The sequence below is a fragment of the Arthrobacter sp. UKPF54-2 genome (assembly GCF_007858535.1).
GTDB lineage: Bacteria > Actinomycetota > Actinomycetes > Actinomycetales > Micrococcaceae > Arthrobacter.
In genome coordinates this window covers 476,445-499,563 of record NZ_CP040174.1, presented here as the reverse complement: position 1 = coordinate 499,563, position 23,119 = coordinate 476,445, and the positions used below count along the sequence as shown (strand labels likewise).

Here is a 23,119-nt window from a genome sequence, read left to right as displayed (position 1 = left end):
GGCACCATTATCGCCCTTTCCCCGGGCCGCTCCGGCCCGTCTCCGGCCGGGAGCGCGGCGGCGGCCGACCGCCTGTTCAGCGTCGCACGGCGCCAGCTAGGCTGAACGCGTGAGCGAACTACGCAGTAACGAACTTGGCAGACACCGGACGGGCCGGCACAGCACCGCGGATCTCAGCCCCGAACTGGACGACTACCAGCTGGCAGAGGCCCTGGTGCGGGAAGCCGGCAACCTGGCGCTGCTGATGCGGCAGGGCGGCTTGGAGGGGCAGCAAAAGACTTCTGTCTCCGACGTCGTGACCGCCGCGGACCACGCCGCCGAGGCCTACGTGCTCGAACAGCTCCAGCGCTGCCGGCCCGAGGACGGCATCCTGGGCGAGGAGGGCGCCTCCCGGCAGGGCAGCAGTGGCCGGACCTGGGTAATCGACCCGGTGGACGGCACCTACAACTTCCTGCACGGCTCCAGCTACTGGTGTTCGGCGATCGCGCTCAAGGATTCGTCCGGCCCGCTGCTCGGCGCCATCTTCCAGCCGGAGGCGGACAAGCTCTGGCTGGGCGGCACCATGCGGGCCGCGACTCTGAACGGTGAGGCGCTGACCAGTTTCCGGCCCCGCGACGACGGCGGCCGGGGCCGGGCTGAGGCGCAGCTGGCCGAGCTGGGAGCCGCCACCTACATCCATCCGACCTGGCTTGCCGACCCGATGTGTGCCATGCCCTGGCATGCCGCGGCGACCGCGGCGGCGGCGCTGCGCATGTTCGGCTCCGGTTCGTGCGACCTCGGCCGGGTGGCCGACGGCGAACTCGACTGCTGGTTCCAGCACAGCTCCCCGGAGTGGGACTGGCTGCCGGGCCAGGCGATCGTGCACGCCGCCGGCGGCGCCACCGACGTCGTCCGCGTCAACGGCCTTGAGTGGTACGTCGCCGGGGGCACGACGGCGGTCCGTCAGCTCCGCGCCGCGCTGGAGTCCGGCTCGGTCGGGTAGGAAGTCCCGGGGCCGCCAGGGATGGGCATGCTCAGTTCCCGTGCCCGGCAGCAATGGGCATGCTCGCTCCTCGCCGCAGCGGATGGACATGCCCATTCCCCGAGCCTGGCACGGTTGGACATGCTCACGGCTCGCAGGACCGGACGGACATGCTCAATCCCCGCCGCAACCGATGGACATGCTCATTCCCCAGGAGCAGTAGGGATGGACATGCTCATCCGTCAGCCCTAAGCGTGGACACAATGGCAATATGTCCACGCCTGCGCCCAAAGGACGGGCATGTCCGTCGGGGTTGGGGCGGCCCCGGACCGTGCTGTCAGTGGCACCGCCTAGACTGGTTAACACCATGGATATGTTGTTTGACCCCTACGCCGACGGCCCCTTCCAAGCTGCACCGAAGGCGGCCGCGACCGCGAAAGCGTCCGGAGACCCGGGGGCCGGCAGCGGGATGCCGCCCCTGACGGCCGCGTCCGGGTTCGGTTCCCACGGCGGCTCCTACAGCGGAAGCAGTGCGGGGCACGACGACGAGGGGGACCGCCCGCGGCTGCCCAACGCGGAGGAACTGCTGCAGGGACTGAACCCCCAGCAGGAGGATGCGGTCAAGCACGCCGGGGGCGCCCTGCTGATCGTGGCGGGTGCAGGCTCGGGCAAGACCCGGGTGCTCAGTAACCGGATCGCCTACCTGATCGCCACCCGGCGGGCACACCACGGCGAGATCCTGGCCATTACCTTCACCAACAAGGCCGCCGCGGAAATGCGCGAGCGGATCGAACTCCTGGTCGGCGGCCGCGCCAAGACCATGTGGATCTCCACCTTCCACTCCTCCTGCGTGCGCATCCTGCGGCGCGAGGCGGCCAACGTGGGCCTGAACTCCAACTTCTCCATCTATGACTCCGCGGACTCGCTGCGCCTGATCACGCTGGTGGCGAAGAACCTGGACCTGGACCCGAAGCGCTTCGCCCCCAGGGCCATCCAGCACAAGATCTCGGCCCTGAAGAACGAGCTGATCGACGCGGACAGCTACGCCTCTAGCGCCAACTACAACGACCCCTTCGAGCAGGCCGTCGCCGAGGTCTTCAAGGGCTACACCCAGCGGCTGCGGCAGGCCAACGCGATGGACTTTGATGACCTGATCGCCGAGACGGTGTACATGTTCCGCGCCTTCCCGGCGCTCGCCGACTCCTACCGGCGCCGCTTCCGGCACGTGCTGGTGGACGAATATCAGGACACCAACCACGCCCAGTACGCCCTGGTGCGCGAGATCGTCGGCGAAGGCCCCGGCGCGGCGGAACTCACCGTCGTTGGCGACTCGGACCAGTCCATCTACGCGTTCCGCGGCGCGGACATCCGCAACATCGTGGAGTTCGAGAAGGACTATCCGGACGCCCGGACCATCAAGCTGGAGCAGAACTACCGCTCCACCCAGACGATTCTCAGCGCCGCCAACTCGGTGATCTCCCGCAATCCCAACCGGCCCGAGAAGCGGCTCTGGACCGCCGAGGGCGACGGCGAGAAGATCGTTGGCTACGTCGGCGAGAACGAGCACGACGAGGCGCAGTTCATCGCCAAGGAAATCGACCGGCTGCAGGATGAGGGGAACCTCCGCCCCGGCGACGTCGCCATCTTCTACCGCACCAATGCCCAGTCCCGCTCGATCGAGGACGTCCTGGTCCGCGTCGGACTGCCCTATAAGGTGGTCGGGGGCACCCGCTTCTACGAGCGCAAGGAAATTAAGGACGCCCTCGCCTACCTGCGGGTGCTGGTCAACCCGGACGACGACGTCAACCTGCGCCGGATCCTCAACGAGCCCAAGCGCGGCATCGGGGACCGGGCCGAGGGGGCCATCGCCTCGCTGGCGCAGCGCGACCGGACCTCCTTTATGGCCGCCGCCCGCCGCGCCGAGGAAGCGCCCGGCATGGCCACGCGCTCCGTGAACGCCGTGCTGGGCTTCGTGAAACTCCTCGACGACCTCGCCGAAGTTGCCGCCGGCTCCGGCGCCGCCGCGGCCCTGGAAGCCGTCCTCGAACAGACCGGCTACCTCGCCACCCTGCGCTCGAGCACCGACCCGCAGGACGAATCCCGGGTGGAGAACCTCGCCGAACTCGTCGCCGTCGTCCGCGAATACGAACGCGACAACCCGGAAGGCTCGCTCGGCGCCTTCCTGGAGCAGGTCTCCCTGGTGGCCGACGCCGACCAGATCCCGGACGCCCCCGGGGCAGATATTGACGCCGCCGTCGCCGAAGCCAAACGGCTCGGCGTCGTCACCCTGATGACGCTGCACACCGCCAAGGGCCTCGAGTTCCCGGTGGTGTTCCTGACCGGCATGGAGCACGGGCTGTTCCCGCACCAGCGCTCCGCGACCGACCCCAAGGAACTGGCGGAGGAACGCCGGCTCGCCTACGTGGGCCTCACCCGGGCCCGGAAACGGCTCTACCTGACCCGGTCCGAAGTGCGCAGCATGTGGGGCCAGAGCCAGTACAACCCCGCGAGCCAGTTCATCGAGGAAATCCCGGCCGAACTGGTCGAGTGGAAGCGCGAAGGATCCACCCGCCAGGCAAGCAGCTGGGGCGGCGGCGGATCGATCGGTTCCAGCCGTTACAGCGGATCCTTCTGGGGCGCCGGCACCGCGCGCGGCACCGGCGCGGACTCCTCGGCAGGCTTCAACGCCGACGTCCCGGCCGCGATCGCCAAAAACCGGGTCCAGCCCCAGAAGGAAATCGTCGCCGTCAGCGTAGGGGACAAGGTCAACCACACCAGCTTTGGCAACGGCACCGTACTGGCCGTGGAAGGCGCCGGGGACAAGACCGTCGCGAAGGTGAAGTTCGACATCGGCGAGAAAAGGCTCCTGCTGCGGTACGCCCCGCTCACCAAGATCGGCGCCTAAAATAAGGCATGAAAATCCTCTTGGCCAGCCAGGCCATCGCCGGGCACTTCAACCCCCTGACTGGCATCGGCGTCCGTCTGCGGGACGAAGGCCACGAGGTTGGCTGGTACACCGGCTCCACACTCGCGCCCAAACTCGACCAGCTGGGCATCCCGCACTATCCGTTCAACCGGGCGGTTGAGCACACCGCGGACAACCTCAACGAGCTCTACCCGCGACGCGCCAGGCTCAAGGGGCCGCTGGCGATCAGGTTCGACGGCGAGCGGATCTTCGCGAGCAACGTCAGCAACTTCTTCGAAGACATCCGCGATGTGCACGAGCGCTTCCCTTTCGACGGGGTGGTCCTCGACAACACCATGTTCATCCAGCGGCTCGTGGCGGTGGTGCTGGGCAAACCCGTGGTCAGTTTTGTGCCGATCGGCAACATGGAAACGGACCCGCTGGTGCCTCCGATGTTTTTCGGCTTCGCCCCGGCACGGACGCCCGCCCACCGGATCCTTCACGCCGGCGCCCGGCTGGTCTCGGACCAGTTCGTCACAAAGCCCGCCCGGGTCAGCTACGTGCGGCAACTGCAAAACTACGGACTCCAGACCCCCAAAGAGGCCGCCATCCTCGATGAAACCTACCGGTGGTCGCACGCGGTGATCCAGACGGGCACCGCGTCCCTGGACTTCCCGCGGCGGCACACCAACCCGAAAGTCCACTACGTTGGTGCCCTGCTGCCACACCGCGCCGGGGACTCCGGCCGCGCTCCGGTGGCGGCTCCCATGGCGGCGGCTCCCACGGCGGCCGGGGAGTACCGCAGGAGGGTCGTCGTCACCCAGGGCACCGTGGACAACCGGGACCCGGCAAAACTCATGATCCCCACCATCGAGGCGTTCAAGGACACGGATACCCAGGTCATCGTGGCAACCGGTGGGGTGGGCTCGGATGAACTGAGGCGCCGCTACCCGCAGCCCAACGTCGTCGTCGAGGACTACATCGACTTCGCCCAGGTGTTCCCCGGCACGGACGTATTTGTCACCAACGGCGGGTTCGGCGGCGTGCTGCTGGCCCTCTCGCACGGGGTGCCGCTCGTGACCGCCGGACTGAACGAGGGGAAGAACGACGTCAATGCGCGGGTGGAGTACGCCGGCGTCGGAGTGAACCTGAAGACCGAGACGCCCAGCGCCGCGGCCATCCGGTCGGCCGTCGACACCGTGCTGGGCGATCCGTCGTGGCGCGCACGGGCGCAGGCCATGGCCGAGCAGTTCGAGGCGGACGACAGCGTCGGCGCCGCCGTCGAGGTCATCAAGGCGACCGTCGCCGCCGGCGGGACGCCCGGAACCCTTGCCTGAGGTGGCATCGCTTTCCCGTCGGGGCGGGTGAAACGTGCAGGCATAATGGACCCCATGCGACGGACACTTCTGGGGATCTTGGCCGCCCTCGTGCTGCTGGCCGCCACTGCCTGCACCGTCACGCAGAAGGACCCGGACTACGTTCCGCCCGCGCCGCTACCGGTCCTGGAACAGCTCAAGGGGGCGCCCCTGACAGACCCGGCGGCGCTGGGCGGCGGGCAGGACTACCTCAGCTTTGTCACCGAGGACCGCAACGCCGTCTGCTCGTTGACCTCCGCCCGCGGCGGCCACATCAACCTGCCCTACGAACAGAACGGATTCTCCGCCGGCGGCAACAGCAAGTTCGCGACCGTGCCGGTGGCCCACTGCGAGCTCGCGGCCTACCCGAAGCCGGACCCCCAGGACATCCGGGACAACTGCGGCGGCACCGGCCTGGGCTACCTTGGCGGCACCGCCCTGCTGACCCCGGACTCTGCCGTCTATGGCGAGTGCCGCTCCGGTGTCACAGAACAGGAGGCCGAATTCGGGCCGAGGGGCAGCCGGACCGGCCCGATATCCCAGTTGCCGGTCCTTGCGGAGGGACAAAACGTCGAGCGCAACGGGCTGCGCTGCTCCGCGTACAACGGCGGCATCGCCTGCGGAAACGTCTCCGCCGGCGTGGCTTTCTTCATTTCGCGCGACCGTTACGAGCTAATCTCACCGGCCCCCACAACGGGCTCCCCGACGCCGTCGGAGGCCCCAAAAACCCCGTAATCTAGCGGTTTTTCTACGCCCAATAGAATAGTGTCCTTACTCACATAACGGGTACTCTGGGACGGGCTGGTCCGCAGGAAGGACTAGAGTTCGAACAAGGAGCATTGCGCCGTGTGGCTCGTTTCCAAGCTTGTCGCAGGGTGCGTTTATTCCGCAGCCCGGTAACCGCGAGTACGTGGGGTCCGGCTGTACAGAAACTACTTCGACGTAGAAGGACACTAAACCGTGGACCTGTTTGAATATCAGGCGCGCGATATGTTCGAGGCGCACGGTGTACCCGTGCTTGCTGGCATCGTGGCGCACACCCCTGAAGAAGCAAAGGCAGCTGCCGAGAAGATCGGCGGCGTAACTGTCGTCAAGGCACAGGTTAAGGCCGGTGGCCGCGGCAAGGCTGGCGGCGTAAAGGTCGCCAAGACCGCCGATGAGGCGCTGGAGCACTCCACCAACATCCTCGGCATGGACATCAAGGGCCACACCGTCAACAAGGTGATGATTGCCCAGGGTGCCGACATCGCCGAGGAATACTACTTCTCCGTCCTGCTGGACCGCGCCAACCGCAACTACCTGGCCATGTGCTCGGTGGAAGGCGGCATGGAAATCGAGCAGCTCGCCGTCGAGCGTCCCGAAGCCCTGGCCAAGATCGCCATCGACCCGGCCGTCGGCATCGACCAGGCCAAGGCCGACGAGATCGCTGCCGCCGCAGGCTTCGCCGAGGAACTGCGCGGCAAGGTCGCCGCCGTGATCCTCAAGCTCTGGGACGTCTTCAAGAAGGAAGACGCCACCCTCGTAGAGGTCAACCCGCTGGTCAAGACCGGCGCCGGCGACATCGTTGCCCTCGACGGCAAGGTCTCCCTCGACGAGAACGCCGACTTCCGCCACCCCAAGCACGCCCAGCTTGAAGACAAGGACGCCGCGGACCCGCTGGAGGCCAAGGCCAAGGCGCAGGACCTGAACTACGTCAAGCTCGACGGCGAAGTCGGCATCATCGGTAACGGTGCCGGCCTGGTCATGTCCACGCTCGACGTCGTTGCCTACGCCGGCGAGAACCACGGCAACGTCAAGCCCGCCAACTTCCTGGACATCGGCGGTGGAGCTTCCGCCGAGGTCATGGCTGCAGGCCTCGACGTCATCCTCGGTGACGAGCAGGTCAAGTCCGTCTTCGTCAACGTCTTCGGCGGCATCACCGCCTGTGACGCTGTCGCCAAGGGCATCGTCGGCGCACTCGCCGAACTCGGCCACTCCGCGAACAAGCCGCTGGTCGTCCGCCTCGACGGCAACAACGTCGAGGAAGGCCGCCGCATCCTGGCCGAGGCCAACCACCCGCTGGTTACCCTGGCCGCCACCATGGACGAGGGCGCCGACAAGGCTGCCGAGCTCGCCAACGCAGCGAAGTAAAGGGACCCGACTATGTCTATCTATCTGAACAAGGACTCCAAGGTCATCGTCCAGGGCATCACCGGCGGCGAAGGCACCAAGCACACCGCCCTGATGCTCAAGGCCGGCACCAACATTGTCGGCGGCGTCAATGCCCGCAAGGCCGGCACCACGGTCCTGCACGGTGACAACGAAATCACCGTCTTCGGCACCGTCAAGGAAGCCATGGCCGAGACCGGCGCCGACGTCTCCATCGTCTTCGTGCCGCCGGCCTTCACCAAGGACGCCGTCGTCGAAGCCATCGAGGCCGGCATTGGCCTGGTCGTTGTCATCACCGAAGGCGTGCCGGTCCAGGACTCGGCCGAGTTCTGGGCCCTGGCCCAGTCCAAGGTCGACGCCAACGGCAAGCAGGTCACCCGCATCATCGGGCCGAACTGCCCCGGCATCATCACCCCGGGCGAGGCCCTCGTCGGCATCACCCCGGCCAACATCACCGGCAAGGGCCCCATCGGCCTCGTCTCCAAGTCGGGCACCCTGACCTACCAGATGATGTACGAACTGCGCGACCTCGGCTTCTCCACCGCCATCGGCATCGGCGGCGACCCGGTCATCGGCACCACCCACATCGACGCCCTCGAAGCCTTCGAAGCTGACCCCGAGACCAAGGCGATCGTGATGATCGGCGAAATCGGCGGCGACGCCGAAGAGCGTGCCGCCGACTACATCAAGGCCCACGTCACCAAGCCGGTCGTCGGCTACGTGGCCGGCTTCACCGCTCCGGAAGGCAAGACCATGGGCCACGCCGGCGCCATCGTCTCCGGCTCCGCGGGCACCGCCCAGGCCAAGAAGGAAGCCCTCGAGGCTGCCGGCGTCAAGGTCGGCAAGACACCGTCCGAGACCGCCAAGCTCCTGCGCGAAGTCTTCGCAGCGCTCTAAGCTTCACCGCTCCGTTCCCGGAGCACCAACGCGGGGTCACGTCCGCCCATTCCACTCGCTGGGATGGGCGCGGAGTGACCCCGCGTTGTTGGTTTAAGGACGACGGCGGTCCTAGACTTTCGCGCCGGCCAGCAACTCCTCGAGCCGCTTGTAGGCCTCGGTCAATCCGCCCTCCATCCCCGAGGAGGCCATGCCGTCGCGGGCCTCCATGCTGGGGTAGACCGCGTGGGCGCTCAGCCGGGTGCGGCCGCCGCCCAGATCCTGGAAGGTGATGGCCTCGATGCTGACCACGTCAGGGTAACCGCCGTATTCGAACGTCTGGATGGCGAAGTCGTTCTCCCGCACGGTGTGGAAGACGCCGCTGAAGCGGTGGGCGACGCCGTCGGGTCCGGTGTGCGTGTAGCGGTAGCTGCCGCCGGTGCGGAAGTCGTAGTGGTCCACGTCCATGGTGAGCCGCCGGGGTCCGAGCCACTGGGCGACGAGCTCGGGTTCCTTGTGGGCCCGGAACACCTCGGCGACGGGGAAGTCGAACTCCCGCTCGAAGTCGATGAAGGGCAGGCCTTCCGGAACCGTGAGTTTCAGGGCGTTGCTCATGATGAGTCCTTTGCCTGGGTGCCGCGTGCAGCGGCCTGGGATTGGAGCACGGCCTCGAGGCTGCGGAACTGCTCTTCGCGGACCAACCGGTACTGGTCGATCCATGCGGTGAGTGCCTCCAGCCGTGCGGGATTCAGGTGGACGGGCCGGCGCTGGGCGTCCCGCGTGCGCGTGACGAGGCCCGCCTGCTCGAGGACCTGGATGTGCTTCGAGACCGCCTGCTTGGTGATCGCGAAGGGTTCCGCCAATTCGTTGACTGTGGCAGGGCCCCGGCTGAGCCGGGCGATGATGCGGCGGCGGAAGGGATCGGCCAGCGCCAGGAAGGCGGAGTCGAGGTGTTCGTCGTCGTTGGCCACGGGGCCCCATACCCCTCGTTATTCAACCTATAGGTTGATCAATGTCTTGGTTGTTTAAGCGTACTCCGGGGTCTTGCGGACGGCAAGAGGCCTAGCGCCGGCGGGGCCCGCGGCGGCACTGCGCCACGGTTAACTCTCGGTGAACGTCCGGCCAATGCGGCGGAAAAACGGGCATTCTGGCGCTCCGGCGTGGAGATACTGGAATGCATGACTACCTTTACTCGTCGTCAAGTACTGCGCTCCGCCGGGGTCGCCGCCGTCGCCGGCGCCCTGGCCAACAGCACCCCCGCAGGCGCCTTTTCGGCCCCCACCGCAGGGCCGTTCGGCCACGGCATCGCCTCCGGAGACCCGATGCCCGGCAGCGTGCTGCTGTGGACCCGGGTCACTCCGGCTCCGGATGCCCTGCCCGGCAGCGGGGTGGGGCCCGACGTTTCCGTTGGCTGGGAAGTGGCCGCCGACGCCGGCTTTAGGAAAGTCGTGGCCAGGGGCACTGCCGCCACCGGCGCGGCCCGGGACCACACGGTCAAGGTCATCGCCGGCCGGCTCGCCCCCGGCACCACCTACTGGTACCGCTTCACCCTGGGGGCGGCCGTGTCCCCGGCGGGCCGCACCCGGACCGCGCCGGCCGCCGGCGCCGCGGTGGACCGCCTGAAGTTCGGTGTGGTGTCCTGCGCCAACTGGCAGGCCGGCTACTTCTCCTCGTACCGCCACCTGGCCGCCCGGGGCGACCTCGACGCCGTCCTTCACCTGGGGGACTACCTCTACGAATACGCGCCCGGCGATTACCAGGCCCGCGACGTGGTGGTCCGCCCGCACGACCCCGCCGTCGAAATGACCCAGCTGGAGCACTACCGCCGGCGCCACGCCCAGTACAAGACCGACCCGGACCTGCAGGCCCTGCACGCAGCCGCCCCGTTCATCGTGACCTGGGACGACCACGAGTCGGCCAACGACGCCTGGAAGGGCGGCGCCGAGAACCACACGCCGGGCGTCGAGGGCGCCTGGAGCGAGCGCTTCGCCGCCGCGCACCGGGCCTACGCGGAGTGGATGCCCGTCCGCTACGAACCGGGCGGCCAGATCTACCGCCGTCTGGACTTCGGCTCGCTGGCCAGCCTGTCCATGCTGGACCTGCGCACCTACCGCGACCAGCAGGCCGCCAACGGTTCGGACTCCTCGATCAGCAGCCCGGCCCGGACCATCACCGGCGCCCCCCAGATGGACTGGCTGCTGGGCAACCTCAACTCCGCGGGCCCGCAGTGGAAGCTGGTCGGCAATCCCGTCATGATCGCCCCGGTCCGGGTTCCCTCGACCCTGAGCACCGCGGAGCTGGCCGGTGTGCAGAAGCTGATGGGCGGCACGAGCATCAGCGGCGTGCCCTACAACGTTGACCAGTGGGACGGCTACGAGGCGGACCGCAACCGCGTGGTGCGCCACCTGCGCGACAACAGCATCAAAGACACGGTGTTCCTCACCGGCGACATCCACTCCGGCTGGGCCTGCGACGTCCCGGCCGATCCGGCCACCTACCCGTTCACCGGCGATTCGGTCGCCGCGGAACTGGTTTGCACCTCCGTCACGAGTGACAACCTCGACGACATCCTCAACGTCCCGCCCCGCACCGGTTCCGTCGGCGTCGAAAATGCCATCAAGGCGGCCAACCCGCACGTGAAGTACCTGGACTTCGACTCGCACGGCTACTCCGTCCTGGACGTGACCCCCGCCGGCGTGCGGATGGACTGGTACGTCCTCGCCGAGCGCACCGCCGCCGGATCCGGATCGACCCTGTCCACGTCCTTCAATGTCCAAAGCAACACGGGCAAGGTCACACCTGCCCAGGGAGGTCTCGCATGAGCCGTTTATCCAACAACCAGCCGACGCCGGGCCGCCGGCAGTTCCTGCAACTCGCCGCAGCCGGCGGCGCCGCCGTCGTGCTGTCCGCCGCGCCCGGGGCCGTCTGGGCCGCCCCGGCGGCCCGACGCACGCGAAGCTACGTCCTTGTGGTGGACGGCTGCCGCCCGGACGAGATCACGCCGGCCCTGACACCGCGGCTGGCCGCCCTGCGCGCCGCCGGCACCAACTTCCCGTCGGCCCGGTCCCTGCCCGTGATGGAGACCATCCCCAACCACGTCATGATGATGACCGGGGTCCGCCCGGACCGCTCGGGCGTGCCGGCCAACGCGATTTTCGACCGCGCCGAGGGTGCGGTCCGGGACCTCGACCGCCCCACCGACCTGCACTTTCCGACGCTCCTGGAGCGGCTGCAGGAACGCGGGCTCACCACCGGCTCGGTGCTGAGCAAGAAGTACCTTTACGGCATCTTCGGCACCCGCGCCAGCTACCGCTGGGAACCCCAGCCGCTGCTGCCGGTCACAGGGCACGCGCCCGACGCCGCCACCATGGACGCGCTGCTCGCCATGGTGTCCGGGCCGGACCCGGACTTCGTCTTCACCAACCTGGGCGACATCGACCGCGTGGGGCACTCCGACCTCACCGGAACCACGCTGCGGGCCGCGCGGGAAGCTGCCCTCGCGGACACCGACGTGCAGGTGGGCCGATTCATCGATCACCTCAAGAGCACCGGCAAGTGGGATTCCAGTGTGGTGATGGTGCTGGCCGACCACTCGATGGACTGGTCGCTGCCGAGCAACGTCATCTCGATCGACCTGATCCTGCAGTCCCGGCCGGAGCTGCGGTCCAGCGTCAAGATCGCCCAGAACGGCGGGGCGGACCTGCTCTACTGGACCGGGTCCGACGCCGACCGGACGGCCGGCCTGGCCGCCGTCGAGCAGCTGGTCGCGGCCCACGAAGGCGTCCTGTCGGTCAACAAGCCGGCGGACCTGCGGCTCGGGGCAGAAGCGGGCGACCTGGTGGCGTACTGCCGGGCGGGCTGGCGGTTCTCCGACCCTTACGTGATCTCCAACCCCATCCCCGGCAACCACGGACACCCGGCCACCGAGCCGATCCCCTTCTTCGTGTCCGGCGGCAGCCCGGCCGTGGTCAAGCAGTCCGTCTCCTCGGAACCCGCCCGGACCGCCGACGTGGCACCCACCATCGGCCGGCTCTACGGGCTCAAGGCACCCGCCGGGGGCTACGACGGCACGGCCCGGACTTCCGCCCTGACCGTCTAGTCCCGACCGCCCCGACCCGGCAAGGCGCCGGAGGCAGCTCCCGAGCTGCCTCCGGCGCCTCTGCTGCGTTAATGCCTGGGTTCAGGCTCCCGGGTTCAGACTCCCGGGTTCAGACTCCTGCGTGCAACCGGGGGAGCGCGTCCACCAGGGGAGCGAGCTCCGGAACCTCCTGGGCCTGGGCGAGGGCGCGCTCCAGGGTGGCATCATGGACCGGCCGGGCCTGCTCCAGCAGGGCGATGCCGCTGGGCGTGAGCTCGGTGTAGATCCCGCGCCGGTCGTCTGCACAGAGGATACGGGTCAGCAGCGCGCGTTCCTCCAGCCGGTTCACCAGCCGGGTGGTGGCGCTCGCGCTCAGGGCGGTGGCCCGGGCAAGCTGCTGCATCCGCATGTGCCAGCCGTCCTGCCGGCTCAGCGCATCCAGCACGGTGTACTCCACCACCGAGAGCTGCGCCTCGGCCTGGAGGGAACGCTCCAGCTCCGCCTCAATCAGGCCGTGCAGCGCCGCGAGCGTCCGCCAGCCCTGCGCCCGGACCTCGACGGCGTCGTCCTTGATGCCCATCAGTTGTGCTCCTTCCAGCTCGGGCACCCGCGTCCCGGCCAGCGGGAGCGTGAGCCCACAAAGTAGTTGCTTGCGCGCTATAGTTGCGTGTGCAACAATAAATAACGCGTCTGCAACTATTAGCTTACGCCCCGCAAATCTTCCCGTACAGTTTTGAAGGAGCCCCCATGCCTATCGGCCTGATTGCACTCGCGCTCGGCGGGTTCGGAATCGGACTTACCGAGTTCGTCATTATGGGCCTGCTGCCCGAGGTGGCAGCAGACTTCCGCGTCACCGAAGCCACCGCCGGCTGGCTGATCTCCGGCTACGCGCTCGCCGTCGTCGTCGGGGCGCTGCTCCTGACCGCCGCGGTGACGCGCTTTGACCGCAAACCGGTGCTGGCGGCGCTGATGGTGTTGTTCATCGCCGGCAACCTCGTCTCCGCGACCGCCCCCGACTACACGCTGATGATGGTTGGCCGGATCATTGCGGCCCTGGCCCACGGCGCGTTCTTCGGGATCGGCGCGGTGGTGGCCGCCAGTATGGTCGCCCCCACCAAAAAGGCCGGCGCCATCGCCATCATGTTCACCGGGCTGACCGCAGCCAACGTGCTGGGGGTGCCGTTCGGCACCATGCTCGGCCAGGCCGCGGGCTGGCGCTCCACGTTCTGGGCCATCACCGGGATCGGCGTGCTGGCCCTGGTCGGCATTGTGGCACTGGTGCCCAAAACCGGCGGCGGGGACGCTGCCGCCGGCGGATTGCGCGGAGAACTGCGGGCCTTCCGGTCCGGCCAGGTCTGGCTGTCCATCTTCGTGACCATCCTGGGCTACGGCGGGATGTTCGGCGCCTTCACCTACATCGCCTTCACCCTGACCGAGGTCACCGGCTTCTCCGCGGCCACCGTCCCGTGGCTGCTGATCCTCTTCGGTGTGGGCCTGTTCATCGGCAACACCCTCGGCGGCAAGGCCGCGGACCGCAACGTGGACCGCACCCTGCTTGTGGTGCTGGCCGCCCTCGTGGTGGTGCTGGTGGTCTTCGCCCTCACCTCGGCCAACCAGCCGATGACCATCGGCTCCATGGTGCTGCTGGGCGGCTTTGGCTTTGCCACGGTGCCTGGGCTGCAGATGCGTGTGATGAAGTACGCCGACGGAGCGCCCACCCTCGCCTCCGGTGCGAACATCGGAGCCTTCAACGTGGGCAACGCGCTGGGTGCCTGGATCGGCGGCGTGACCATCACCGCCGGGCTCGGCTACACCTCGCCGATCTGGGCCGGCGCCGGCATCACCCTGCTGGGTCTGGGCGTGATGGCCTTCGCTGCCGTGGCCGCCAAAAAAGACACCCAGCGCGGCGTTATGGCCGACGACGCCGGGCGGCCGGCGCCGTCCGCCGCCGGGTCGGAAGCCGTCAGGGCGGACGCCGAGCTGCAGCGGCTTTAACGCGAGGCCGCGCGGTTCCGGCAGACCTCCACAAAGGCCCGGAACGGCGCCAGCCGCTCCGCGGCGGGCAATTCTAGCGCCTCCGGATGCCACTGGACGGAGGCGACCCAGCGGGCCGGATCTTCCAGCGCCTCCACGGTGCCGTCGTCGGCCACCGCGCTCACCACGAGTCCGTCGGCCACCCGGGCCACGGCCTGGTGGTGGCCCGAGGCGATCTTGACGGTGACCGCGGCCGCAGCGCCACCGGACCCGTAGAGGCCGGCCACCTTCGACCCGGCGGCAATCCCGACCTCGTGCCAGGCCCAAGGGCCGGCGCCATGCCGGGGTGAGGGTTCCCGGTGCGCCACGGCGCCCGGATCCATGTCCTGGACCAGGGATCCGCCGTAAAGCACGTTCAGCAACTGGTGCCCGCGGCAGATGCCCAGCACCGGCAGCCCCGCGTCGATGGACTGCCGGGCGACGGCCAGGTCCAGGGCGTCCTGGCCGTGGTTGACGTCGTAGCAGGCCTCGCCGGGTTCCTCGCCGTACAGCCGCGGGTCCAGGTCCCCGCCGCCGGGGAGCACCGCGCCGTCGAGCCCGGCCAGGCCCTCGGCGGAGGTGAGCAGCACGGGGTCGGCGCCGCCGTCGCGGAGCAGGCCGACGATGTAATCGAAGAGGCCGTTGGCCTCACCCACCCGCGGATCGGGGTCTTCGGAACTGCTGAGCCGGACCGGAATGCCGATGCGGGGGCGGCCGCTGACGGGCCGGGCTGGAGTCTGCATGACTCATATTGCACCACGACTTCCGCGCCAGCACGCAGGACTAGGATTGCCGGATGAACAACAGGTATCTCGTGTCCCGCAGCCGCTTCATCGCTGCCGCCCCGGAAGCAGTCTTCGAGGTGCTCGCCACCCCGGCCCTGCACAGCGTGATCGACGGCTCGGACACGGTCAAGGGCGCCCAGCCCCGCGGGCCGGAACGGCTGGGCCCGGGCGCGAAGTTCGGCATGGACATGAAGGTCGGCGTCGACTACAAAATCCTCAATACCGTCTGTGAGTTCGACGAAGGCCGGCGCATCGCCTGGTGCCACTTCTACGGCCACGTCTGGCGCTACCTGCTGGAGCCCTCCACCGACGCGGCGGGCCGGGCGGGCACGCTGGTCACCGAGCAGTGGGACGCCCGGCAGGTCCGGGGCAAGATCTTCCTCAGGCTGGCCGGCTACCTCCGCCGCCACCCGGCCAACCTGGAGCAAACCCTGGCCAAGCTTGACGCTTACCTCGGCAGCACCGGCCGGCCCGCAGGCTCCACCACGGACTCCGCCGCCGGCCCGGCAGCGGATCCCCGGGACTAGGGCCGCCGGATGAGCGCAGCCCGCAGCCTGCACCCGAGTCCGCGCACGCTCGAGGTCGAGAGCCTCGACAGCTTCGAGACGCTGGTCGCAGGGGGAGCCCGGTCCATGCACGGCTGGCACCTCCAGTCGCTGGACCTACGCGGCCGCCGCGAGCCGCTGGAGTCCCTCGACGCGCAGGGCGCCATCTTCCTGGGCTGCACCTTCGACGCCGGGGTGGAGGAGTCGCTGCGCGCCCGCGGTGCCCTGATCTTTCCCAAACTGGAGAAGGTTCCATTCGACCCCTACCGCGGCCGGCTCTACACCCCGCAGGAACTCTACGCGGGCGTGGCAGAGACCCGGTACGAGGACACCCTGGACGCCAAGGTGTACCAGTGGAGCATCCGGCCGGGCCAGCGGCACCGGCTGGACGCGACGCTCGCGGCGGCCCTGCACGACCACTCGATCGGCGATGCGCTCGAGGAGCTGACCCGCTCGGAGCTGTGCCGCGGCCGGTCCATGGTGGGCGTGATGGGCGGGCACGCCGCGAGCCGCGGCTCGGCCGGTTTCACCGAGGCGGCGCTGCTGGGCCGGCTGCTGGCACGGAACGGACGGGTGGTCGCCACCGGCGGCGGCCCGGGCACCATGGAGGCCGCCAACCTCGGCGCCTACCTGAGCACGGCGGACGAGGCGGATTTCCAGCGTGCGCTGGCGGACCTCGCCGTGGTGCCAGGCTTCCGGCCCTCGGTCTCGGCGTGGGCGCGGACCGCGGCCGCCGTCGTCGAACGCCATCCGGACGGAACGCCGTCGCTCGGCATTCCCACCTGGTTCTACGGCCACGAGCCGCCCAACTTCTTTGCCACCCACATCGCCAAGTACTTCGCCAACGCAATCCGTGAGGCGGTCCTGCTGGAGCTGTGCAACGGCGGGATCATCTTCCTGCCCGGCTCCGGCGGCACCGTGCAGGAAATTTTCCAGGACGCCTGCGAAAACTACTACGGCGCCCCGGAAACCATCACACCCATGGTGCTGGTGGGCACGGAACACTGGCTGCGCCGCTTCCCGGCCTGGCCGCTGCTGCAGAGCCTGGCCGCGGGACGGCGGATGGAGAACCGGATTTTCCTGGTGGACAGCGTCGAGGAAGCCCTCGCCGTGCTGGAAGTCTAAATCAGGCCTGGAAGGCCAGGCTCGGTCCTAGAGGTCCTTGCGGCAGGCGGCGCGGCCCAGCTCGTGCAGGCCGTTCAGGTCGCCGTCGGCCAGTCCGTCCGGCGCGCCGATCTCCGGGTACATCAGCTGCTTGGGGTCCTCGACGTGCTCCAACCCCATGACGTGGCCAAGCTCGTGCAGGATCACCGCCGTGGCGTACGCCGAGCCGTCCCCGCGGCCGAGGTCTTCGCTGATCTGCGGCGCGTCCAGCTCCAGGCTGCCGGTGACGAAGCTCTTGGGACCGTCGCCGAAGCTGAAGTGGGTGCTGCCGCCGGTGCCGATCACCGGACCTTGGAGCTGGGGCGCCTGCTCCGGCGTCGTCCAGGCGATCAGCAGTGGAGCCCAGCGGTCGCCGTACGCTTCCTTTTGGTACGGGGCGCGTGACTGGGACGGCACCTCGGTGGTGGGCCCGTCATTGACGAACTTGATTCCGGTGGCCTCGGAGACCGTTTTGATCGCCTTTTCGACCAGTTGCTCGGCGCCCTTGGGCGCCAGCGCGGCGTTGACCACGTAGTGCAGCGGCCGGCACGGCGAGTAGCCCACCGGGCTGCCATCGGCGTTGGTGGCCAGGAACTTATAGGACGTGCTGTCCGACGCGGTCTTCCGCGGCTGCCCCAGGGGCTGGTCCTGCTCTTCGAAGCCGGGCGGCGGGACTGCCATCTGCGTCCCGTCCTCGGGGACGCCGGCCTGCCGGCCGCCCGGGACGGCCGTCGGATGGTTCGCCGGGCCGCGGGAGTGCGGGTTCGCTCCGCCGATGGAGTCGAAAAGGCCCACAAAACGGGGATCCCCGTAGACCAGCCCCGCGGTCAGGAAGGCGGCACCGGCAATGAGGACCACCACGGCCAGGTTCCGGACAGCCCGGAACGCTCCGTTGACGCGGCTGTGCCGCGGGCCGCGCTCCGGGAACCCGGGGTCGTCCACTAGGCGACCACCGCGCCGAACGCCATGCCGAGCAGGTAGGTCACAGCGGCGGCGCCAAGGCCGATGCCGAGCTGGCGGAGCCCGCGGGTGACGGGGGAGGTGCCCGAGAGCAGCCCGACGACGCCGCCGGTCAACAGCAGCGCGATCCCCACCAGGGCGGCGGAGACCACCAGGGCGGCGATCCCGGTCATGCCCAGCACAAAGGGAATGATCGGCACGATCGCGCCGGAGGCGAAGAAGCAGAAACTCGACGCTGCGGCGCCCCACGCCGTGCCGACGGCTTCATGCTGGTCCTCGGTCTCGGGAAGCTCCGGCTGCAGGGACAGGCTTGGATCGCAGTCGCAGTCGAGTAGGCCCATGCGCTCGGCGACGCGGTGCTCGGCGGCTTCGCGGGACATGCCGCGGGCCAGATAGACGAGGAGGAGTTCGTTGTGTTCGATGTCCAGCGACGGTGCGGCCGAGAGCGTGATCTGCGTGGGCCGGGTCGCGGCCAGCAGCTCACGCTGGGAGCGCACCGAGATGAACTCCCCGGCGCCCATCGAGAGCGCCCCGGCCAGCAGGCCGGCCACGCCGCTGAGGAGCACCACAGAACTGCCCACGCCCGAGGCCGCCATGCCCATCACGAGCGAGAGGTTGCTGACCAGCCCGTCGTTGGCGCCGAACACGGCGGCGCGGAATGTGCCCGCCAGGCGGTTGCGGCCCCGTGTCGCGAGCCCGCGCACCACCTCTTCGTGGATCTGTTCGTCGGCCACCATGGCCGGCGTAGCGGCCGGGTCCTTGGCGTACGGCGAGCGGCTCTCGGCCCGCTGGGCCAAGGCAAGGACAAACACGGAGCCGAAGTGCCGGGCCAGGAAGCCGAGGAACTGGCTCCGGAGCGAGGCCGGCCGCGGCCGGCCGGCATGTTCGCCGAGCAGCTGCAGCCAGTGCGCCTCGTGGCGGCCCTCCGCCTCGGCCAGGGCCAGCAGGATCTCGCGCTCTTCGCCGCTGCGGTTCTGGGCAAGCTCTCGGTAGACGCGGGCCTCGGCGCGTTCGTCGGCGAGGTACTGCCGCCAGCGCTTGATGTCGGCGGGGCGCGCCGCCGGGCTCACCTCGGGGCGCACTTCGGGGTTCACCGGGTTCATCGCGGAACCTGCGGCAGCGCCGTGGGCGGAACGGTTTGGATCGGACGGGGCGTGCTGAGACACGAAAACTCCTGGGCTGGATCGGGCATGGTTCGGCCCCATTGCGACTCCAGCGTACCCCGTAATTCCGCGGATTTTCGGCTGGCAGTCCTCAGCTGGAAGTTGAGGCTGGCCGCAAAGAAGAGGCTGGCGCGGGCCGCCGCGAGGCGGGCACGACGGCCCTTGACCCCCACCCGGCGCGGTGTTCGAATAAAGACCAGGGCGGGTTCTCCGGCAGGCCGGCCCTGCCGTTTACCGGGCGCCGACGACGGGTCCGGCCGGCACGCACCACTGCCGCAGCGCAAGCGCACGGAGGTTGCACCATGGACAACACCGGATCGAAGGCCGGCCAGCCGGGCAGGGACTCCGTGGAGTCGGACCCCGCCTACGATTTCGCCGAGGATGCCCCGGTTGGGGCCGCGGAGACCGTGGAGGAGGAACTGCTGGAGGAGGCCGACCGGCTCGTCCCCTTGGATACGGAGGATTTCCTCGGCGACGAGCAGCCGATAGAGCCCGTCGATGCCGATGAGTTTCGCGGGCCGGAGCAGGACGAGGAATAGCCGGGTCATAGGTTCTGGGGACCCCGGGAAAGCGCGACGGCGGCACCTCCGGGGGAGGCACCGCCGTCGTCAGGGCTTTGAGCGTGGCCGAGCAGGTCCATGCCCAGGGCTGGAGGAGGCCCGGGATTAGTGGGTCAGGGCCGGAATCTTCTCATCCTCCGTTGCGGCTCCGCCGGCCACCCGGTCGCGCCAGGTCGTCATGACGGCGGGATCGGTCGGTTTCGTCAGCAGCGACACGGCGACGTAGACCGCTGCGGAGGCCAGCAGGCCGTAGTAGATCGGTTCGTTGGCGTAGATGCCGTCCAACGGTACCTCGGCGTTGATTTCGAGGACGATCATGGTGCCGAGGGTGATCAGCGAGCCGACCGCCATCGACGCGGCCGCGGCGATGCCGGTGCCGCGTTTCCACACCAGGCCGCCCAGGATCGCCACCAGCAGTCCGCCCACAAGGATGTCATAGGCGATGGTGAGTGCTGCAACGACATCCTTGGTGATGATGGCGATCACGATCGCCACGACGCCGAGCCCCAAAACCCAAAGGCGGTTGGCCTTGACGTCGTGCTCGGGGTTGTCCGTGTCGTCGGTGTTGACCGTCTTGCCGAACCAGCCTGCGACGAACGGCAGGACGTCGGCGCGGGCCACGGTGGCGGCGGCGATCAGGGCGCCGGAGGCGGTGGACATCATGGCGGCGACGGCCGCGGCAAGCACGAGGCCGCCGATGCCGATGGGCAGCAGGTTGGTCGCGACCTCGGCGTAGACAACGTCCTTGCCGAGGGCCTTCACGTCGATGGCGGGCAGCGCGACACGGGCGCCCAAGCCGATCAGGGCGCCGGCGGCACCGTAAAGAATGCAGTACACGCCGGCCGTGGCCCCGCCCCATTTGGCGACGGAGGGGGTCTTGGCGGTGAACACGCGCTGCCAGATGTCCTGGCCGATCAGCAGGCCGAGCGTGTAGACGACGAAGTAGGTGATGATCGTCTGGAGTCCGATGCCGTCGATCTGGAAGAAGGTGGCGTCGACGCGGCTCCGAATGCCGTCGAGTCCGCCCGCGGCGTTGAGCGTGAAGGGCAGCATCAGCAGGAAGATACCGACCGTCTTGATGACGAACTGGACCTGGTCCGCCAGGGTGATGGACCACATGCCGCCGATAGTCGAGTACACCAGCACGATGGCGCCGCCGATGGCGATGGCGAGGGCGCGGTCCCAGCCGAAGAGGACAACAAAGATCGTGGCGTAGGCACCGGTCGAGGTGGCGCAGAGCATCAGTGTGTAGGCGAGCATGACAATGCCAGAGGTCTGGGTGGCCCGGCTGCCATAACGCAGGCTCAGCATCTGCGAGACCGTATAGATTCTGAGCTTCTGGATGGTGCTGGCGAAGAGCAGGCTAAGCAGGAGCACGCCTACACCGATTGCGACCACGAGCCACATGCCGGAGATGCCGAATTTGTAGCCGAGCCCGACGCCGCCCACAGTCGAGGCGCCGCCGAGGACCACTGCAGCCATGGTGCCGGTGTAGAGGAGAGGTCCGAGCCGGCGGCCGGCCACGAGGTAATCGCTGTTGTTCTTGGTGCGGGACTTGCCCCACCAGCCGAAGGCCAGCATGGCAACGAGATACACCACCACGATGGCAATGTTGACGAAACTTGCGTCCATTGAGGGCTCCTTGGAGCGGTTCAGGAGCAGCCGCCGCCCGCCTGGCCGCGGCATTGCGGTCGGCGTCGTTGGCTGCTTGACGGTTAACTGCGGGAGGGCTCAGGGGGTGAAACGCTCCTTCATTGCCCAGTAGGCAACAGTTGTTGCCAAACAGTATGATGTGATGTCGGTAACAGTCAAGGGTCTTACCGCGGCGTGTCCCGACTGCCGCTCCGGCGCCCCACTCCAGCTAGGATTGGCTCCAAAGCTGGGGCCGCGCGGCCGGCCGTGAAAGGTTCCCTTATGAAGGCTCTACCCGTTGAACCGAGCAATGTGCCGGTGGCCATTGGCTCCAGGATCCGTGCCGCCCGGCAGTCCCAGCGGCTCACCATCGAACAGGTCGCAGACGCCACAGGCCTGACCAAGGGATTCCTCAGCAGGGTTGAGCGTGATCTCACCTCGCCCTCCGTCGCCTCGCTCGTCACGCTGTGCCAAGTCCTCTCCATCTCGATCGGCGAGCTGTTCGCCGCGCCGGAAACGCACCTGACCAAGGCCGGCGAGGGCCCCCGCATCTCCCTCGGCGGCGAGGGGATCGTTGAACGCCTGCTGACCGCACGCTCGGAACGACGGGTCCAGATCATCCAGGCCGTGATCGCCCCCCGCGGCCGCGGCGAATCGGAGCTCTATGCCGTGGACTGCGACGTCGACGTGCTCCACGTCGTCAAAGGCAGGATCCGGCTCATCCTCACGAACGAGGAGTTCGAGCTGGAGACCGGCGACACCGTCACCTTCCCCGGCCGGGAGCCGCACACCTGGGTAAACCCCACCGACGAGCCGGTCGAGGTACTCTGGGTCCTCGTCCCCGCCGCCAGCCGGTAGGTCGCAGCGCGGCAGCGGGCTCTGCGTTTCCAGGCCCAGCGCTCCCGCCCAGTTGCCGGCGCCGGGCCGGTCCGGCGAGGCAGGTGGCCCCCGGAAATCCGCGGGCGCGGGGATGCGGGCAGGGAAGTAACTGGGCGGGAGCGTCAGCGGATTGACCGCCCCCGCCAGGCCAGTACGGCCCGGATCTCGGCCACAACGCGCTCCGGTTCGAACCAGATGTGCTCGGGCATGTACCGGAGCACGGCAAAACCGCCCACGGTCGAGGCGTTGTTCCGGCCCAGGTCCCGGCGCAGCGACTCGCGGCTCGAGTGGAACGCGAAACCGTCCACCTCGACGATCAGGAACCCGGCGATCAGGAAGTCCACCCGGCCGATCCCGGGGAGGTAGACCTGGGCGTCATAGCCGATTCCGTTGCTCCTGAACAGGTACTGGGCGTCGACCTCGACGATGGACTCTGCCCGCAGATCCACGAGGTGCAGAGACTTTCTGACCCGGCCCAACCGGTCGGCGGTGAGCTGGGCCGTGAGCAACTCCATCGGAACGCTGTGCAGCCGCATGGCTGAGGTGGTGATGGCCGCCGCGGCCGGCGGCGCCAGGCACCCCAGGGCATGCAGCACCACATCCTCGACGGCGGCCACGGGCAGCGCCGGGTGGGCGTCAAACCGGACCGTCCGGTGCCGGATGAAGCCGCGGCCGTGGCCGTGGTTGCAGGCCAGATGGTGCTGTGCCGGCGGCTCCCGAAGCCAGAGTCCATAGTGCCCGGCGGCGCTGGCGCAGCTGACCCGGGCGTTATTCCGGAGTGCGGCCTCGAACTCGGGCGGGCATCCCGGCAGGACGAAGACACCCCGCTTCGGCTGGCGGACGGTCGCGGCCAGCCGGGCAACGTCCGTCCTGGAGTAGCCGGCTGCGAGCAGCTGCCCGGTCCGGGCGACGCCGCCCAGCCGGGCCAGGTATTCCAGGTGTTCCATCAGGCCAGTTCAATGGCTTGTGAGCGGCCGGGAAACCAGTCACGTGGGCTATCTGGATTACTTTCGGGTGGTCGGGGTGTCCCCACCGTCGGTCAGGCCTGCGTTCCAGCCCAGTTACCAGGCGCGGCACCGCCCGCCCTCGGCTAGGGATCCCCGGATTCCCGCGGTT

The 23,119-nt window shown here is 68.7% G+C and carries 21 protein-coding genes; 13 read left to right on the top strand and 8 right to left on the bottom strand.

Annotation, left to right across the window (positions count from 1 at the left end; genetic code table 11):
• Positions 1-109 precede the first annotated feature (109 nt).
• The 6 genes from E7Y32_RS02105 (at position 110) to sucD (ending at position 8,266) form a co-directional block, all read left to right on the top strand.
• Complete coding sequence (locus E7Y32_RS02105) at positions 110-982, top strand: inositol monophosphatase family protein (RefSeq protein ID WP_146335628.1); 873 nt, start codon at positions 110-112, stop codon at positions 980-982.
• Positions 983-1,334: 352 nt separating this feature from the next.
• Positions 1,335-3,866 (top strand): DNA helicase PcrA, encoded by a 2,532-nt coding sequence (pcrA, locus tag E7Y32_RS02100; RefSeq protein ID WP_395940446.1) that lies wholly within the window; start codon positions 1,335-1,337, stop codon positions 3,864-3,866.
• Between the two features lie 8 nt (positions 3,867-3,874).
• Positions 3,875-5,203 (top strand): glycosyltransferase, encoded by a 1,329-nt coding sequence (locus tag E7Y32_RS02095; protein ID WP_146335626.1) that lies wholly within the window; start codon positions 3,875-3,877, stop codon positions 5,201-5,203.
• A 45-nt stretch (positions 5,204-5,248) separates the two neighbouring features.
• Positions 5,249-5,956: a hypothetical protein gene (locus E7Y32_RS02090; protein ID WP_146335625.1), complete on the top strand. Its 708-nt coding sequence runs from the start codon at positions 5,249-5,251 to the stop codon at positions 5,954-5,956.
• A gap of 225 nt (positions 5,957-6,181) precedes the next feature.
• Positions 6,182-7,351 carry an ADP-forming succinate--CoA ligase subunit beta gene (gene sucC, locus E7Y32_RS02085; protein WP_146335624.1) on the top strand — a complete coding sequence of 390 codons (1,170 nt, stop codon included), beginning with the start codon at positions 6,182-6,184 and terminating at the stop codon, positions 7,349-7,351.
• Between the two features lie 12 nt (positions 7,352-7,363).
• Positions 7,364-8,266 carry a succinate--CoA ligase subunit alpha gene (sucD, locus tag E7Y32_RS02080; protein WP_146335623.1) on the top strand — a complete coding sequence of 301 codons (903 nt, stop codon included), beginning with the start codon at positions 7,364-7,366 and terminating at the stop codon, positions 8,264-8,266.
• A gap of 111 nt (positions 8,267-8,377) precedes the next feature.
• Here sucD and E7Y32_RS02075 read toward each other — a convergent pair whose 3' ends face one another.
• The gene (locus E7Y32_RS02075) at positions 8,378-8,860 is read right to left on the bottom strand and encodes an SRPBCC family protein (protein ID WP_146335622.1); all 483 of its coding nucleotides are present in this window, start codon (positions 8,858-8,860) and stop codon (positions 8,378-8,380) included.
• Positions 8,857-9,216, bottom strand: a complete 360-nt coding sequence (locus tag E7Y32_RS02070) for a helix-turn-helix transcriptional regulator (protein ID WP_146335621.1) — start codon at positions 9,214-9,216, stop codon at positions 8,857-8,859. The genes E7Y32_RS02075 and E7Y32_RS02070 overlap by 4 nt, the downstream gene beginning before the upstream one ends.
• Positions 9,217-9,423: 207 nt before the next feature.
• Here E7Y32_RS02070 and E7Y32_RS02065 point away from each other — a divergent pair, with 207 nt between their 5' ends.
• Both E7Y32_RS02065 and E7Y32_RS02060 read left to right on the top strand, forming a co-directional pair.
• Positions 9,424-11,067 (top strand): alkaline phosphatase, encoded by a 1,644-nt coding sequence (locus E7Y32_RS02065; RefSeq protein WP_146335620.1) that lies wholly within the window; start codon positions 9,424-9,426, stop codon positions 11,065-11,067.
• A complete protein-coding gene (locus E7Y32_RS02060) occupies positions 11,064-12,344 on the top strand; it encodes an alkaline phosphatase family protein (RefSeq protein ID WP_146335619.1) in 1,281 nt (426 codons plus the stop codon). Before E7Y32_RS02065 ends, E7Y32_RS02060 begins: the two co-directional genes overlap by 4 nt.
• A 109-nt stretch (positions 12,345-12,453) precedes the next feature.
• On the opposite strand, the gene E7Y32_RS02055 is transcribed toward E7Y32_RS02060, so the two are convergent.
• Positions 12,454-12,903 carry a MarR family winged helix-turn-helix transcriptional regulator gene (locus tag E7Y32_RS02055; protein WP_146335618.1) on the bottom strand — a complete coding sequence of 150 codons (450 nt, stop codon included), beginning with the start codon at positions 12,901-12,903 and terminating at the stop codon, positions 12,454-12,456.
• Between the two features lie 167 nt (positions 12,904-13,070).
• On the opposite strand from E7Y32_RS02055, the gene E7Y32_RS02050 reads away from it, so the two are divergent.
• Positions 13,071-14,318 carry an MFS transporter gene (locus E7Y32_RS02050; protein WP_261382515.1) on the top strand — a complete coding sequence of 416 codons (1,248 nt, stop codon included), beginning with the start codon at positions 13,071-13,073 and terminating at the stop codon, positions 14,316-14,318.
• Here the strand turns inward: E7Y32_RS02050 and E7Y32_RS02045 are convergent.
• The gene (locus E7Y32_RS02045; protein ID WP_146335617.1) at positions 14,315-15,079 is read right to left on the bottom strand and encodes a gamma-glutamyl-gamma-aminobutyrate hydrolase family protein; all 765 of its coding nucleotides are present in this window, start codon (positions 15,077-15,079) and stop codon (positions 14,315-14,317) included. The genes E7Y32_RS02050 and E7Y32_RS02045 overlap by 4 nt on opposite strands.
• Positions 15,080-15,132: 53 nt before the next feature.
• Here E7Y32_RS02045 and E7Y32_RS02040 point away from each other — a divergent pair, with 53 nt between their 5' ends.
• Positions 15,133-15,648, top strand: coding sequence for an SRPBCC family protein (locus tag E7Y32_RS02040; protein ID WP_146335616.1), 516 nt, complete (start codon positions 15,133-15,135; stop codon positions 15,646-15,648).
• 9 nt (positions 15,649-15,657) lie between these two features.
• On the top strand, positions 15,658-16,791 hold the full coding sequence (locus E7Y32_RS02035; protein WP_146335615.1) for an LOG family protein: 1,134 nt from the start codon (positions 15,658-15,660) through the stop codon (positions 16,789-16,791).
• A gap of 27 nt (positions 16,792-16,818) precedes the next feature.
• Here the strand turns inward: E7Y32_RS02035 and E7Y32_RS02030 are convergent, their stop codons facing one another.
• The gene (locus E7Y32_RS02030) at positions 16,819-17,751 is read right to left on the bottom strand and encodes a matrixin family metalloprotease (protein ID WP_146335614.1); all 933 of its coding nucleotides are present in this window, start codon (positions 17,749-17,751) and stop codon (positions 16,819-16,821) included.
• A complete protein-coding gene (locus tag E7Y32_RS02025; protein ID WP_146335613.1) occupies positions 17,751-18,935 on the bottom strand; it encodes a VIT1/CCC1 transporter family protein in 1,185 nt (394 codons plus the stop codon). Before E7Y32_RS02025 ends, E7Y32_RS02030 begins: the two co-directional genes overlap by 1 nt.
• A 299-nt stretch (positions 18,936-19,234) precedes the next feature.
• Here E7Y32_RS02025 and E7Y32_RS02020 point away from each other — a divergent pair, with 299 nt between their 5' ends.
• Positions 19,235-19,471: a hypothetical protein gene (locus E7Y32_RS02020; protein WP_146335612.1), complete on the top strand. Its 237-nt coding sequence runs from the start codon at positions 19,235-19,237 to the stop codon at positions 19,469-19,471.
• 126 nt (positions 19,472-19,597) lie between these two features.
• On the opposite strand, the gene E7Y32_RS02015 is transcribed toward E7Y32_RS02020, so the two are convergent.
• Positions 19,598-21,124, bottom strand: a complete 1,527-nt coding sequence (locus E7Y32_RS02015) for a sodium:solute symporter (protein WP_186467026.1) — start codon at positions 21,122-21,124, stop codon at positions 19,598-19,600.
• 282 nt (positions 21,125-21,406) lie between these two features.
• On the opposite strand from E7Y32_RS02015, the gene E7Y32_RS02010 reads away from it, so the two are divergent.
• On the top strand, positions 21,407-21,982 hold the full coding sequence (locus E7Y32_RS02010; RefSeq protein WP_146335611.1) for a helix-turn-helix domain-containing protein: 576 nt from the start codon (positions 21,407-21,409) through the stop codon (positions 21,980-21,982).
• A 143-nt stretch (positions 21,983-22,125) separates the two neighbouring features.
• Here the strand turns inward: E7Y32_RS02010 and E7Y32_RS02005 are convergent, their stop codons facing one another.
• Entirely contained in the window at positions 22,126-22,950 is an 825-nt protein-coding gene (locus E7Y32_RS02005) for a type IV toxin-antitoxin system AbiEi family antitoxin domain-containing protein (protein ID WP_146335610.1), read from the bottom strand.
• Between the last annotated feature and the right edge of the window lie 169 nt (positions 22,951-23,119).